This window comes from Polyangium jinanense (assembly GCF_028435365.1).
On sequence record NZ_JAGTJJ010000010.1, the window covers coordinates 177,468 to 191,713 of the forward strand.

Here is a 14,246-nt window from a genome sequence, read left to right on the forward strand (position 1 = left end):
CGCGAATCACGCGCCGCGGGAGCGTGAACCCTCACCTCGAAAACCGCATGCGGTACTCCATCGGCGACACGAAAAGATGCCGCTGGAACGTCACGCGCATCCGTTCCTCATTGCCGAATCCGCACTGCCGCGCGATCTCGTCCACGTTGCGCGTTGACGTTTCGAGCAGCCGCCGCGCCGCCTCCAGCCGGAACATCTCCACCGCCTTCGCCGGCGTTCGTCCCGTCGTCTGCCGGTAGACGCGCGAAAAGTTCCGCGGGCTCATCCTTGCTTTTTTCGCGAGCAGCTCGACCGTCAGATCCTCGCGGCCGAGATTTTCCGAGATCCAGTGGTGCAGATCGTCGAAGGCTCCGCCGTCTTCGACCTGCGATTGCAACACCTCGCTGAACTGCGACTGCCCGCCCGGCCGCTTGAGGAAAACCACGAGCTCGCGCGCCACCTTCATCGCGATGTCCCGCCCGCAGTCCGCTTCTACGAGCGCCAGGGAGAGATCGATTCCCGCCGTCACGCCCGCCGACGTCCAGACCGGCCCCTCCTGCACGAAGATCGCATCCCGATCGACCTCGACCGAGGGAAAACGTTTCTTCAAGAGGTCACACATCAACCAGTGCGTCGCGGCTCGTTTTCCCGTGAGGAGCCCTGCCTGGGCCAGGAAAAACGTTCCGGTGCACACGGAGGCCGTCCGCCGCGCCCTGCGGGACATTTCGGCGAGCCAGCACGCAAGCTCCGTGGCGCCGTCGAGCGCTTGCTCGATCTCCGGGGCGCCGGGCACGACGATTGTGTCCACCTCCTGGCCCGTGAACTCCGCGACCGGCGACGTATCGAGCTCCACGCCCTCCGCCGCGCGCACGAGCCCGCCTGTCAGGCTCACGGTTCGTCGCGCGTAGCCCGGCCGTCCGACCGCCTCCATGTAGCGCGACGCGGCCCAGAACACCGTCTGTGGCCCGGTCAGGTCAAGCAGCCCCATCCCGGGAAGCGCCACGAACAGCACGAGCCGCGGTTGGCTCACGCACGTTGGCCGAAAATCAGGGGTCAATGGCATTGGCGGCAGGCCCTCCTCGCCATACCAGAGGTAGCATGTCGAAGAAAGTATTGATCGTCGGAGGAGGCTTCGCCGGAGTCTGGGGCGCTCTGGCGGCCGCGCGGCTGCTCGACCAGCAAGGAAAAACCAGCGCGGACGTCGAGGTCACGCTCGTCTCTCCGCAGCCCGCCCTCCACATTCGCCCGCGGCTCTACGAGCCCTCTCCGGAGGACATGAGCGCGCCCCTTTTGCCACTCCTCGATGCGATCGGCGTCCGTTTCGTCGAGGGGTCCGTCGCGGAAATCCGGACCCGCGACACGCAGGTCGACGTGATTGCGACAAACGGCGCGAGGCGCAGCTTGCCTTATGATCGGCTGCTGCTCACCAGCGGCAGCAAGCTCTTCCGACCGCCCGTTCCCGGCCTCTCGGAGCATGCCTTCTCCGTCGATCAGCTGGGCGATGCCGTCGCGCTCGACAAGCACCTCGCGGCTCTCGCCGCCCTGCCCGAGACGCCCGCGCGAAATACGGTCGTCGTCGCAGGAGGCGGATTCACGGGGCTCGAGCTCGCCACGGAGCTGCCCCTGCGCTTGCGACAGGTGTTCGGCGCGAATGCGAAGATCTCGGTGATCATCGTCGAAAGGGGAGGGGAGGTCGGCGGCGGCCTCGGTGAGAACCCGCGTCCCGTCATCGTGGAGGCGCTCCAATCCCTCGGCGTGGAATATCGGAGCGGCATCGCCGTCGCGTCCATCGATGCCGGCGGCGTGGTGACCAATTCCGGCGAGCGCATCGAGGCCCACACCGTCGTCTGGACCGCCGGCATGCGCGCGAGCAGCCTCACGGCCCAGGTCTCTTCCTCGCTCGATCCCCTCGGCCGCGTCGAAGTCACCCCGGACCTGCGTGTCGTCGGCACACCGCACGTTTTCGCGGCGGGTGACGTCGCCCGCGCGCTCACCGACGAGCAGGGCCATTACGCCCTCATGTCGTGCCAGCACGCCATTGCGATGGGCCGTTTCGGGGGGCACAATGTCGTGGCCGACCTCCTCGGCGTTCCCACGCTCGAATACCGGCAGCGGTTTTACGCCACCTGCCTCGACCTCGGGGAATGGGGAGCTCTCTACGCGGAAGGCTGGGATCGCCAGATCAAGCTCACGGCCGCCGCGGGCAAGGAGCGCAAGCGCGCGATCAATACCATGTGGATTTATCCCCCCGCTCCGAACCGCGCTACAGCGCTCGCCGCGGGCGACCCCCTGATCACCTTCGGCTGAATTCAGCGCGGGGGGCGATCGGCTTTCCGGGCCGATCGGAGCCCCCCCCCGCGCTGCGAACGTCAGGGCCGCTCGACCTTGAACGACGGCGACGTCCAGGTCTCCCAGTGCGCCGGGTTGTTCGCGTCGCCGAGCGCCTTCAGCACGCTCATCTTCATCACGTAATTGCCGTTCGGCACGGTGACCACGTTCTTGCCGATCGTCGTGGTCCCATTCCAGGCGAACGAATACGTGCCCGTCGGATCCGCGTTCCGCCCGACGTACGTATACGTGTAGGCGGTGCCCCACGGCTTCTGAAGGCCCGCAGCCTCGACGATGTCGACCTTGATCGTCGTCACCTGGTGCTCGACGTGCAGGGTGACGTTCGGCACGTTGGTCGTCCCCGACATCGTGAAGACAGCGCCCGCGTTTTGCTTGTTGTAGGTCGGCGGATTGGTCGAATTGTTCTGTCGCGACAGCCAGGGGAAGCCCTGCGCCGTCGGGACGAGCGCCACGATCGATTGATAATCACCCTTGAAGCCGATGTACGGCACGCGCAGCGTCGTCGTGCCGCCCGTCTGCGCGAACTTGATGAAGCCGCCGTACACGCCTTGATCGGCGAGGTTCGGGTTCGGCGTGATCGTGACCTCCACCGTCGCCGTGCCGTTCGCCGGGACCGTCACGCTCTGCGCGCTGAAGTCCGCGGTCGGCGGCACGTCCGTCTTCGAGAGCGCCGCCGGCGTGCCGTACGTGCCCACCGACGAGGCGCCCGGCTGGTGCGAGACGTCGTACGTGATGGGCTCATTGCCGTCGTTCTTCAGGGTGATCGTCTGCGTCGTGGGGCCCGTCGTCTCGCCGAGGGCGATTCGGCTCGGCCACACGCTGGCCGTCGTGACCGCGGCCTTGTCGACGCGAATGAGGCCCGCGCCCTGCCGATGCGCGCTGTCGAGGATGCCCGTCGACGGATCGATGCCCCAGAGGAGCGGTTCCGCCGTGTTCTGGAGCCGCGCGCGAATCGCGTCGAAATCGGTCTCGCCCGTCGCCTGGATGAGCAACGCGATCGAGCCCGCCGTGTGCGGCGAGGCCATCGACGTGCCGCTCTGCGAGGTGTACCCGCCGATCTCCAGCGGGTACGTCGAATAGATCGACCCACCCGGCGACGTGAGGTCCGGCTTGAACGAGAGATCCGGCCCCGCGCCCCACGAGCTGAACGTCGAAATGCGCCCGGCGACGCTGTTCGGCGAGGTGACCGTGTCGTCCGTCCATGTCAGGGACACCGCCCCCGCGCCCAGGCGCTGGACGATGAGATCACCTTCCGCCATCGTAATGCCGACAACCGGGATCCCCACGGGCGTCGTGCCCGCGGGCGAACCCGTGGGAATCGTGACGCCGGGGACCAGCGCGCCGGCCGCGTTGTTGTACACGACGACGGCCGAGGCGCCCGCGGCCTGCGCATTCTTCGATTTCTCGAAGAACGTGCAGCCGCCGCGCTTGATGAGCGCCACCTTGCCCGTGAGGCTCCCCGCCGCCGGCGGATTCACGTTGCACGCGTCCGTGGTAATCGTGTTCGCCGTCGCCGTGGCCACGATCTCCAGCGTGCCCGTGAGCGGCGCGGGAGGCACGCCCGTGCCCACGTTGTACCCGAAGGACTTGGCGTCCGGCGTGATCGAAAACGAGAGCTGCGCGACGTGCGTGTTCTCGGCGGAGGCCGAGGCAAAAACGTTTGTCCCGACGCCCGGCGCGCCCGTGGCCCAGACGCCGCGGTCGCCGTTGTTGCCGCCCGAGCAGGAGACGATCGTACCGTTCTTCGAGAGGTTCGACGCCGCCACGGCCGTCGGATACTGCGGCCATTGATACCCGGAGCCGATGCTCATGTTGACGACACGCATGCCGTCCTGCTGCGCCCGCTCCATGGCCTGGATCATGATGTCCGTGCTCGTCGACCCGGCGCAGCCGAACACGCGATACGCGCCGAGCGTGACCTCGGGGGCGACGCCGACGACCGCGCCATTCGCGCCGACGATGCCGGCGACGTGCGTGCCGTGACCGCCGCAATCGTCCGGATCCGCGTCGGGAATGGCATACGCCCCCGCGACGCCCGACTGGAACCCGTCACCGACGAAATCGTAGCCGTACTGGACCCGGCACCCCGGACCAAAGCAGCCGCCGCCGAGATCGGGGTGATCATAATCGACGCCGCTGTCGATGATGCCGACGCGGACATTCGTGCCCGTGAGCCCGAGCTGGCTCCGCGCGATGTCGACGCCCGTCATCGCGATCGCCGTCGCCATGTCCATCTGCGGGCCGCCGTCCTCCGGCGTGTCCTCCTGCTGGATCGGGACCACCGGCCAGACCGACTTCACGCCGGGAATCCGTGCGAGCTCCGCGACGTGCTCGGGCGCGACCCGGATCGAAAGGCCGTTCCACAGCCGGTGGAACGAGAGCCGCTCGGTGTACGAGATGCCCCGCTTCTCGGCCTCGGCTTTGAACACGACCTTTTGCTGGAGGAGCAACGACTCCGACCCGCCGCGCAGGAGCGGCTTCTCTTCGAGCTCCACGAACCAGAACTCGGGGGTCTCGTTCTGCTCGCGCGTCACGACCGACGAGGGATCGTACACGTCCCCGTTCCCATCCGCCTGTTCCCCGTCGGGCTCTCCGCCGCAAGCCGCGAGCAAGGAGGGCAATGCAAGTAGGTGAATCCAGCGAAAGCGCCTCATGTGTACCTCTTCGGCCGCCGCGTTTGGGGCCCTTTCCAGACCAGTGCCCCCGCCGCAACCGGGCGTCAAGAGGGTGGGAGGACTTGCCGTCGGGGAGGCGTGCCCCATTGCCTTCGAACATGCCCCCGAAAGGGCGGCCGGGGAGGGTGAAAATGCGAATTTCATCGCGGAAGACGCTCTTCGTTGTTTTCGGTTTGCTCGCCGCATCGTCCTTCCTCGCCCCGCGCGCCGCGGTGAGCGACGTTGCCGGCGAGATCACGAACCCATCCGCGGCGGCGCCGGTGCTCGAAGGGATGGGATCGCTCCACTTCCCCATCACCACCAGCGTCCCCTCCGCCCAGCGTTATTTCAACCAGGGCATGACGCTGGCTTATGCCTTCAACCACGCCGAGGCGGAGCGCTCGTTCCTCGAAGCCGCGCGCCTCGATCCCGGCTGCGCGATGTGTTTCTGGGGGGCCGCGCTCGTGCTCGGCCCGAACATCAACGCTCCCATGAGCGACGACGCCGTCCCGCGCGCGTATGCGCACATCCAGCGCGCCCGCGCGCTCGCGACCGCGAACAGCGTCACGCGCCGCGAGTGCGAGCTCATCGAGGCCCTCGCGATGCGATACGCGCCCGCCCCCGTGGCCGATCGCGCCCCGCTCGATGTCGCCTATGCCGGGGCCATGAAGAAGGTCGCCAAGCGCATCCCGGACGACGTGGACATTCTCGCGCTGTACGCCGAGGCGCTCATGGACCTGAGCCCCTGGAATTACTGGGAGCGCGGGAAGCCGCGGGCGAATACCGAGGAGGTGATGTCCGCGCTGGAGCGGGCGATGAAGCTCGATCCGAACCATCCCGGGGCAAACCATTACTACATTCATGTCGTCGAGTCCTCGTCGCACCCCGCGCGTGCGCTCGACGCGGCCGAGCGGCTCGCGGACCTCGTGCCTGGCGCCGGGCACCTCGTGCACATGCCGTCGCACATCTACCTTCGCCTGGGCCGCTATGATGACGCCGCGATCGCCAACAAGCGCGCCATCGTCGCCGACGACAGGTACGCGCCCCTCGCCGATCCCTCGAACATGTACCTCGTCATGTACCGGACGCACAACGTACACTTCCTGTGGGCCGTGTTGGCGCTCCAAGGGAAGTCCGAGGAGGCGCTTCGGGTTGCGCGCTCGATCCCGCGGCGTCTCGGACACGCCGCGCACGGCCACGGCGAACCCATGGCCACGATGGTCGAGCATTTCCTGGCCGCACCCCTCTATGCCCTGGTTCGTTTCGGCCGGTGGCAAGAGATCCTGCATGCGGAAGCGCCGCCCGAGGATCGCGCCTACTCGCGCGGCGTGTACCATTACGCCCGGGCCATTGCGTTCTCCCGGCTCGGCGACGTGAAAGCCGCGGATCGCGAGCTCGCCGCGCTGGAAAAGATTGCGGCGGAGCCCTCGCTCCTCAGGACCACGGTGTCCGGCGTGAACTCGCCGAGCGCCGTCCTGGGCGTCGCCCTCGCGGTCACGCGTGGCGAGCTCGCGGCGGATCGGGGCGATCTCGACACGGCCATCCGCGAGCTCCAATTCGCGGTCGTCCTCGAAGACGAGCTCCGTTACATGGAACCGCCGGACTGGCACCACCCGACGCGGCAGATCCTCGGCGCCGTCCTGCTCCGCGCGCGGAGGGCCACGGAGGCCGAGCGTGTCTATCGAGAGGACCTCGAAAACCTGCCGGAGAACGGGTTTTCGCTCTTCGGCCTCGCCCATGCGCTCGAGCTCCAGGGCAAGGCGTCCGAGGCGGCGAAGGTCCTTCGCCGATTCGAGGTCGCCTTCGCGCGCGCCGACATCCGGCTCGAAGCCTCCCGGTTCTGAAACCTCCTCGCCCCGAGGGGGACGCCTCGCGTCACGAACTTTTCGATGCTCCAAGCCGGTTCGGCTATCCTCGCCCGCGAGGAGGCCTTCGGTGACGAAAACACGCAAGAAGACGCTTGGATGGATCGCCCTCGGGTTGCTCGGGGCGACCTTTGCTGCCTGCGGGGGCGATGACAAACCGATAACGGAAAACCCCCCGACCGCGGTTGATCCGCTGGCCCATTGCCAGTTCGAAACCCCACCGGAGCGCCCGTCCAAACCGGCAAATGCTCCGACGGACGTCAAGGCCGGCTACGGCGCCGCCGTCCTGCCCATGCCCATCGGCACGCCCGTGGGCGGCTACGCCTCGCGCACCGTCGGCCTCGGCGGTGCCAAGCCCGTCGACGACCGCCCCCGGCGCTTCGGCAAGAGCCTCGTGCCCACCGTGGGCATCCACGACGCGCCACGCGCCGAGGCCCTCGCCCTCGAAGCCGGCGGCGAGCGCGTGGTCATCGTCCGCGTCGACGCGCCGCTCCTCAACGAGAACACACTCTTCGAGCTCGAATCAAAGGTCGCCCCCGACGGCTCCATGCGCGGCCGCATCATCATGACCGCCTCGCATAGCCACGCCGCCTGGGCCGGCTACCAGCCGAGCTTCATCCTCATGCCCGGCGTCGATCGCCCGAAATCCGCGCTCGCCGAGCGCGCCATCGCCGCCATGGCCGACGCCATCGAGCAGGCGCTCGGCGGGCTCGCCCCCGCGAAGATCGGCGTCACGGTCGAGAAGGACTTCGACCCGAACGACGAGGTCAACCGCGACCGGCGCGGCGAAAACAACATGCTCCCCGGGCCCGACGGCAACGACGCGGGCAAGCGAAAGGACCCGACGCTCTGGGTCCTGCGTGTCGACAAGGCCGACGGCACGCCCCTCGCGGCCCTCGTCGATTTCCCCATTCACGGCACGATCGGCGGCGGCGACAACCCGCTCGTCTCGACCGACGCCCCCGGCGCCATCGCGCGCGCGCTGAGCGCCGAGCTCGGATATCCCGTCATGCACGTGCAGGGCGCGGCCGGCGACGTCTCGCCCGCGGGCCACGACGGCCGCACCTCCTGTCCGGACTCGCTCCGGTGCCTCGACATTCCGCGCCTGGAGACGCTCGGCGCCCGCGCGACCGAGCTCATCGCGCCCATCATCGGCAGCGTTCAGACCGGCGACAAGGCTGCGTTCGAGATCGTCACGCGGAGCTACTACATCGGCCGCGACGGCGTCGTGAAGCGCCCCGACGGCACCGAGCTCCGCTACGCGCCGTACGATCCGAACGTCGAGGAGTACGTGCCCGACGGCGTCTTCCTCGACGAGAATGGCAAGGTCAAGAGCCCCATCGACGAGTTCAACACCTACGCCGGCGCGGGCCTGTGCGGCGAGCAGAGCGGCACGGGCGCGATCGCCGGTTTGCCCGGGGCGCTCAGCATGCCGGTCTACGGCTCGTGCCTCGAAATCGCCAAGGGCGGCGGCATCATCTTCGGCCTCTTCGACGTCGGCTCCGACATGCCCCTGCCGCTCTGCGACTCTGTCCGCACGACGGCCGCGGCGTTGCGTATTTCGGGCACGCCGACCGGCGATTACCTCGTCGTCACGGCGCCCGGCGAACCGGTCGCGCCCTGGGCAGCTTATCTTCGTGGCCTTTCGCCCGCGGGCCCCGATCGGACGCTGCTCATCGGGTATGCCGACGATCACGTCGGATACATTCTCACGGGCGAGGATTGGCTCGCGGGCGGCTACGAGCCGAGCATCAACGTCTGGGGCCCGCTCGAAGGCGAGCTGATCCTCGCCGGCGTGCTCGAAGCGGCGAAGCTCGCGTGGACGCCCGAAATCGAGGATCCCGAAGTCGGCAGCTCGCGCTTCACCGCCTGGAAATACCCCGACGAGGCGCCGATCACGAAGCTCGAGACCACCGATCATGGCACGGCGGCGTCCGTGTCCCCCGTGCTTTTCTGGCCGGACACGGTGGCCGCGGAGGTCTCCGTGCCGCAGGTTTCGCGGGCGGTCGGCGCCGCGCGGTTTGCCTGGTATGGCGGCGATCCGGCCATCGACATGCCCGAGGTATTCATCGAGCGGGAAGCGGCGCTCGGCATGTACCAGCCGCTCGCCGACGCGAAGGGCCGCCCGGCCACCTCGTACGAGGGTACGATTGTCACGACGTACTCGCCCGACCCGGTGCATGCGGAGGTGCCCGAGCACCACGTCTACACGGCGACGTGGCAGCCCGTCCCGTCGGACCTCTTCTCCGCGCAGAAACCGATGCTGCCATTCTCGCTCCCGCTCGGGAAATACCGCTTCCGCGTGAAGGGCAAAGCGCTCGCGGCATCCGGCGAGACGACCTACGAGATCACGAGCCCGTCGTTCGAGGTCGTCGCCGCGCCGCTTTCGTCTGCGTCGACCGCGACGCGTGGCGCCTCGTCGATCGACCTCGTGGCAAACCTCGGGACGGCGCCGGGGCTTCGTGCTTTGCGGGTGGGGCCGAGCGATTCGGGCGTGCCGCTGCTCGGCCCGTGGACGGTGACGGTGACGTTCGCGAACAACCAGACGAAGACGGTCGAGGTCAATCCCGACGCCGAGGGCAAGGCCAGCCTGCCGCTCACGATGCAGGAGGCGCTGGATGCGCAATCGGTCGAGATTCGCGACGTGGCGGGCAATGGCGGGACGCTGACCGTTCCTTGATTGTCCCGAGGGGGACGCCTCGCGTCCCCTTCTCGTCCGGGCAAAGCCCGGACGATTCACCCCGAGGCGAGTTCGCTTTGCGATCTCGCAGAGCGCCGAACAGTTCGGCGCTCTAACTCGCGCGCTTCTCGCGCCTCTCGCGCTTCTTCCCGTCGCGCCGCGCCTCCTTGCCGAACTTCTCGCGCGCGTTTTCCTTCAGCTCCTTCGCGAGCTTCTTCACGTCCTTCGCCTCGTCGCGCGTCACCTTGCCGTCTTTGCCGGCCTCCTTCGCGGCGGCGCGGATCGCGGCGGCGCCCGCCTCGAAATCCTTGCGGATCTGCGCCTTCATCGACTCCGGCAGCGGATGCGCGGCGAGGAGCGACTCCATTTGCTCGCGCGCGTGCTTGATCTTTTCCTCGACCTTCTCGTCGAAGCGGGCCGACTCCATGGGGAATTCGCCCTTGCCGTGCTTCTTCTTGTCGACCTTCTCGACCCTCGGCGCCTTGCCCTTCTCCTCGGCGGAGGCGGCGAGCGGGGCGGTCGCGAACACGAAGGCGAGGGCAAACGCGAGGGGGCGAACGAAAGTACGAAGGCTCGACATGGCGGGGCTCCTTTACGGGCGATGCCGTGGTTCGAGCGGAGGAAGAGCACGCGGCATGCCAGGCGTCCGGGCCTTGTGATCCGCGGATTTTGCGAGATCTCGGCCTGCGGAGCAAGCGCCGCACCTGCGGAATTCCGCGCCCGCTGCGGCGCATCGCGCGCACCGGGGCGGCTCGGGTACCGGCGCGACGGGCGCCGAGGGAGGCTGGTACGAGATCGATTACTGCTGTTCGAGTTGCTCGTAAGGCCAACCGGGCGGCGGCGGGGCCGTCGTCCAGCGGAAGTTTTCGGGCTCGAGGATCGATTCGAGATACTCTCGCCATAGCTCGAGGATCAATCGATATGTCGACGCCGTCACGAGGACCTGCATGGCCAGGCGACCCGTCCTCGTGGCCTGGTTCGGCCATTCGCTCGAAATTCGCGCCATCAGCGTGTATTCGAGCTCGATGATGCGGTCGACCGAATCCAGGCGCCGCTGGATCTCCTCGCATCGGACGGCGATGATCTTCTTGTACCAGTCGTGTCCCTCCCTGGTCATCGCGCCCTCCCTTCACGAGGTGATGGCGCGCCGCGGCCCCCCTCCTGGGCAGCCGCGGCGCGCGCATCGGGCTCGTTCACGGCTGTACGGGCGCCGGGGCCGGGGCCGGGGCCCCACCACCACTACCAGTACCGCCCGGCGTGGCCTCGAGGAAGCGGATCGCCCTCCCGGCCTTCATGAAGAGGAGGAGATTCTTGGCGACGACCTGCTCGAGCGTGTCCCGAACCGACTCGTTGACCTCGAGGATCTCGTCCACGGTCGCCGGCGTCACCGGCGTCGGCGTCTGGCCCGGGAGCGTACCGAGGACCCACTGAATCTTCTCACCCTCGGCGTTGAGGATGTGCGAGAGACCCATCTCCTCCATTGCGATCGAGATGAGGACGAGGGACGCGACGTCTTCGCGCTGAAAGTCGGGGAGGTTCGGGAAATTGGGGATATTGACCTGGCTCATGGTTTCTTCCTTCTTATTCGTAATGCCCCGCGGCGTCCGGCTCCCTATGAGCCGTTTCGTTTATCGCTGCGGGCACTAGCAATGACGAACGAGGCGTCGTTTTCGTGAGCAGAGAATCGACGCTCGCGCGTCGTTTTCCCGGACCGCTATCGGCATCCGACGCGGACGGACACGATCGCGTGTCTCGACGATTCCCGTGTCGATTGGCGAATCGATATTGACGGGGCCGCTCCTCCATCGAATCATCGGCAATATTCAACTTACCTGCACGCGCTCGACTGGCGCGTCGCGTCGATTGGGGAGGTTGCTCATGGGGGGGGAGAACCAGAGCTTCACGCGTGCCTCTTTTCAAGAGGCGTGGTCGCAATCCGAGCCACAGCTCCGGAAGCTCTGCTTTCGCTGGACAGGAAGGGATCCCGAGGCCGCGCGCGACGCGCTCGGCACGGTCGCCGTGCTCGCCATGGAGGAGCTCACGCAGCGCCCGGGCGAGATATCGAATGTGCGCGCCTGGCTGACCCGGCTCGCGCGGAACGCTTGTGTCGACATTCACCGGGAGCGCGCGATCAAAAGGCGCGCGATCGAGCGGCTCACGATCGAAGGGGGGATCGAATCGGCGCACGCCGAGTCTCCGGAGGCCGAGCAGATGCGGCGCGAGCTCGACGTGCTCGTAAGGAGGGCCATCGACGGCTTGCCGCCCGGACTCGCAGAGACCGCGAAGCTCCGTCTCGTCGAGGAAGAACCTTACGAGGACATCGCAGGCGAGCTCTCGCTCTCGCCCGAGACCGTACGAAAGCGTATCCAGGACGCGCGAACGCGTTTACGCAACGAGCTCGCGACGCACGTGGAGGAGACGAGGCCCCGCGGAATCACGCGCCGGGTGGAAAGCCGTCTCTCCACACGCTGATGCATACGGCCCGGGCCGGATATGTTTTATACGGCCCGGGCCGGATATGACATTGTCCGACCCATTTTACCTCGACTCCCGCGCGCAACGCGCCTCGGCTTGGTGATAGCTTGGTCGACACTTCTATACACTTGTACAATCGGGGGGCGTAATGACGACGACCGCGCCGGGTCCTGGGTTCCTGACGGCGAACGAGGCCGTAGCGTTCCTTTCCGTCAAGCGGGCAACACTCTACACCTACGTGAGCCGGGGCCTCTTGCGAAGCGTCCCGTGCCCCGGGGGGCGCGGCAGGTATTACCTGCGCGAGGACGTCGAGCGATTGAAAGCTCGGAGCGAGGCGCACGCCGGCAGGTCCGGGCCTGATTCCGATGTGGAGCGAAGCTCGTCCCGGACGTTCATCACGCAGATGTCCCCCGAGGGGCCACGTTATCGAGGGCACGCCGTGGCCGACCTCGTGCGCGAGGGCAACTCGTTCGAGGCCGTGGCCGAGCTCCTCATGGTCCGGGAGGCTCCCCTCGAAGGAGGATCGAGACTGGGCGTGGCCCTCGTCCGACGAGGAGCGGCGCGACGTCCTTTCAATCCTGCGCCGGGCCTGCGATGCGCTCGTGCTCCTCTCCTTGCCTTCGGCACCCCTCGACGTGGTGCGCCTGGGTATCCTCTTCTGGGCGCTACACCGGCACGGTAACCCCAGCCCGGACCCACAAGCGAACCTCGTCGAGGCGCGCGCGCTGCTCCGGCTCGTCGCCGCATTGCCCGCCACCTGCCGCGGCGTCACGCGCGCTCTATCGGCCGCCCGCGCCTCGACCCTCGCCGAGAGCCTCGCCATTGCGTGGCCCCCCTCGGAAGGGGATTCCAGCGCGCCGACGCGCGTGGCGCTGCTCGATCGCGCGCTCTCGCTCGTGGCCGATCATGCCGTTGATCCGCCCGCGCTCGCCGCGCGCGCCGCCGCGCATGCGGGCGGCAGCCTCGCGGCCTGCGTGCTCGCGGGCGTGGAGGCGCTCTCGGGGGACGAGCACGCCGGGGTATGCGCGGAGCTCGCCGATTGGATCGACGTCCTCGAGACGACGGCGAAGGTCAGGGAATTCGTGGCCGAGCGGCTCGACAGCGGGACCCCGATTCCTGGCTTCGGTCGTCTTGCCGGGGCGGACCCCCGCGCGGCGATTCTGCTCGAGGCCGCTGCATCCTTTGCGCCCGCGGATAGACGTCTCCAGCGCGCCCTGGATCTCGTCGGATTCGCGCGCGGTTGCGGGGAGCCCGGCCTCGAAGTGGGGCTCGTGGCCCTCGCCGCGGCGCTCGGATTGCCGCCGGGCGCGCCGCCATTCTAGCGGTCGGCCGCGTGGCCGGGCTCGTCGCGCACGTCCTCGAAGCCGAACATCGTTACTGACGTGCGAGCGCCTCGAACCACGGCCGGAGCGGGCGCGTTCCTCGCGCCTCGGCCACCGAATCCGTGGTCATGACGGCCGCGACGAACTCCAGCATATCGGACAGGCGCGGGTGCGGTAGGCGCAGGCCGGCGCTCCAGAACCGAAATACGCCGGGCGGCACGTGCATGATCCGCGGCTTTTTGCCCACGACGTCGAATGCGAGCCGCATGATCTCCTCGCGGGTCAGGACCTCCGGGCCGCCCACCGTGACGAACTCCGGGCCTTCCTCGACCACGGAGACCATGGCCTCGGCGACGCAGATAGGATGCACGGGATTGGCCTTTGCCGTCCCGTCGCCGGCGACGGAGCCGAATCCCATGCGGGCCATGTCGATCAGATCGCCGAGCGCCGAGTAAATCCCGGTTGGCCGGACGAACGAGCACGAGAGGCCCGAGGCGCGCAGCATGTCCTCCGTCTCGACGTGCGCCCGGATGTACCGCGTGTGATCGTATCCGGGCCCGGGGTGCGCGGAGAGATACACGAAACGTTTGGCGGAGGCGCGAAGCGAAGCTTCGAGGAGGTTTGCGTGGGCCGCGACGTCCACGTCGCGGAAGGAGCGACGCTCGCTCATCCCGAGCGCCACGTTCGCGCCGAGGCAGGACACGACGACGTCGATCCCCGCGAGCGCCTCGCCGAGCGAACCGGCCCGCGTCGCGTCCCCGAGGACGACCTCGCTCGCGAGCGGGCGGATCTTCTCGGCGTTTTTCGCGCTCCGGGAGAACGTTCGCACGAAATGGCCACGCTCGCGGAGGAGACGCAGCACCTCGGAGCCGACAGCGCCGGTCGCGCCGGCGAGGAGAATACGCGGTTGACTCATGGAAAC

General features: G+C 68.0%; 12 protein-coding genes. 6 read left to right on the plus strand and 6 right to left on the minus strand.

Features of this window, described 5'->3' with window-relative positions; genetic code table 11:
- Positions 1–31: 31 nt before the first annotated feature.
- Entirely contained in the window at positions 32–1,009 is a 978-nt protein-coding gene (locus KEG57_RS20665; RefSeq protein ID WP_272421220.1) for a GlxA family transcriptional regulator, read from the minus strand.
- A gap of 68 nt (positions 1,010–1,077) precedes the next feature.
- On the opposite strand from KEG57_RS20665, the gene KEG57_RS20670 reads away from it, so the two are divergent.
- Positions 1,078–2,286, plus strand: coding sequence for an NAD(P)/FAD-dependent oxidoreductase (locus KEG57_RS20670; protein WP_272421219.1), 1,209 nt, complete (start codon positions 1,078–1,080; stop codon positions 2,284–2,286).
- A gap of 62 nt (positions 2,287–2,348) precedes the next feature.
- Here KEG57_RS20670 and KEG57_RS20675 read toward each other — a convergent pair whose 3' ends face one another.
- A complete protein-coding gene (locus KEG57_RS20675; protein WP_272458720.1) occupies positions 2,349–4,982 on the minus strand; it encodes a S8 family serine peptidase in 2,634 nt (877 codons plus the stop codon).
- 152 nt (positions 4,983–5,134) lie between these two features.
- Between KEG57_RS20675 and KEG57_RS20680 the strand changes: the two genes are divergently transcribed.
- Positions 5,135–6,826 carry a tetratricopeptide repeat protein gene (locus tag KEG57_RS20680; RefSeq protein WP_272421217.1) on the plus strand — a complete coding sequence of 564 codons (1,692 nt, stop codon included), beginning with the start codon at positions 5,135–5,137 and terminating at the stop codon, positions 6,824–6,826.
- Between the two features lie 91 nt (positions 6,827–6,917).
- On the plus strand, positions 6,918–9,527 hold the full coding sequence (locus KEG57_RS20685; protein WP_272421216.1) for a neutral/alkaline non-lysosomal ceramidase N-terminal domain-containing protein: 2,610 nt from the start codon (positions 6,918–6,920) through the stop codon (positions 9,525–9,527).
- A gap of 112 nt (positions 9,528–9,639) precedes the next feature.
- On the opposite strand, the gene KEG57_RS20690 is transcribed toward KEG57_RS20685, so the two are convergent.
- From KEG57_RS20690 to KEG57_RS20700, 3 genes are all read right to left on the minus strand, one after another.
- Positions 9,640–10,107: a hypothetical protein gene (locus KEG57_RS20690; protein ID WP_272421215.1), complete on the minus strand. Its 468-nt coding sequence runs from the start codon at positions 10,105–10,107 to the stop codon at positions 9,640–9,642.
- A gap of 219 nt (positions 10,108–10,326) precedes the next feature.
- Positions 10,327–10,644 carry a hypothetical protein gene (locus tag KEG57_RS20695; RefSeq protein WP_272421214.1) on the minus strand — a complete coding sequence of 106 codons (318 nt, stop codon included), beginning with the start codon at positions 10,642–10,644 and terminating at the stop codon, positions 10,327–10,329.
- Between the two features lie 76 nt (positions 10,645–10,720).
- On the minus strand, positions 10,721–11,095 hold the full coding sequence (locus tag KEG57_RS20700) for an alpha-helical endospore appendage domain-containing protein (RefSeq protein ID WP_272421213.1): 375 nt from the start codon (positions 11,093–11,095) through the stop codon (positions 10,721–10,723).
- Between the two features lie 310 nt (positions 11,096–11,405).
- Here KEG57_RS20700 and KEG57_RS20705 point away from each other — a divergent pair, with 310 nt between their 5' ends.
- The 3 genes from KEG57_RS20705 to KEG57_RS20710 all read left to right on the plus strand — a co-directional run bounded on the left by KEG57_RS20705 (position 11,406) and on the right by KEG57_RS20710 (position 13,324).
- Complete coding sequence (locus KEG57_RS20705) at positions 11,406–11,999, plus strand: RNA polymerase sigma factor (RefSeq protein ID WP_272421212.1); 594 nt, start codon at positions 11,406–11,408, stop codon at positions 11,997–11,999.
- Between the two features lie 151 nt (positions 12,000–12,150).
- Positions 12,151–12,684, plus strand: a complete 534-nt coding sequence (locus KEG57_RS56085; protein ID WP_372518179.1) for a helix-turn-helix domain-containing protein — start codon at positions 12,151–12,153, stop codon at positions 12,682–12,684.
- Complete coding sequence (locus KEG57_RS20710; protein WP_272458721.1) at positions 12,605–13,324, plus strand: citrate/2-methylcitrate synthase; 720 nt, start codon at positions 12,605–12,607, stop codon at positions 13,322–13,324. Before KEG57_RS56085 ends, KEG57_RS20710 begins: the two co-directional genes overlap by 80 nt.
- A gap of 52 nt (positions 13,325–13,376) precedes the next feature.
- On the opposite strand, the gene KEG57_RS20715 is transcribed toward KEG57_RS20710, so the two are convergent.
- Complete coding sequence (locus KEG57_RS20715; RefSeq protein ID WP_272421210.1) at positions 13,377–14,240, minus strand: SDR family oxidoreductase; 864 nt, start codon at positions 14,238–14,240, stop codon at positions 13,377–13,379.
- Positions 14,241–14,246 lie beyond the last annotated feature (6 nt).

Coding starts and splice junctions, on each gene's coding strand:
- KEG57_RS20670 (WP_272421219.1), top strand. CDS start 1,078: ATGTCGAAGAAAGTATTGATCGTCGGAGGAGGCTTCGCCGGAGTCTGG.
- KEG57_RS20675 (WP_272458720.1), bottom strand. CDS start 4,982: ATGAGGCGCTTTCGCTGGATTCACCTACTTGCATTGCCCTCCTTGCTC.
- KEG57_RS20680 (WP_272421217.1), top strand. CDS start 5,135: ATGCGAATTTCATCGCGGAAGACGCTCTTCGTTGTTTTCGGTTTGCTC.
- KEG57_RS20690 (WP_272421215.1), bottom strand. CDS start 10,107: ATGTCGAGCCTTCGTACTTTCGTTCGCCCCCTCGCGTTTGCCCTCGCC.
- KEG57_RS20695 (WP_272421214.1), bottom strand. CDS start 10,644: ATGACCAGGGAGGGACACGACTGGTACAAGAAGATCATCGCCGTCCGA.
- KEG57_RS20700 (WP_272421213.1), bottom strand. CDS start 11,095: ATGAGCCAGGTCAATATCCCCAATTTCCCGAACCTCCCCGACTTTCAG.
- KEG57_RS20705 (WP_272421212.1), top strand. CDS start 11,406: ATGGGGGGGGAGAACCAGAGCTTCACGCGTGCCTCTTTTCAAGAGGCG.
- KEG57_RS56085 (WP_372518179.1), top strand. CDS start 12,151: ATGACGACGACCGCGCCGGGTCCTGGGTTCCTGACGGCGAACGAGGCC.
- KEG57_RS20715 (WP_272421210.1), bottom strand. CDS start 14,240: ATGAGTCAACCGCGTATTCTCCTCGCCGGCGCGACCGGCGCTGTCGGC.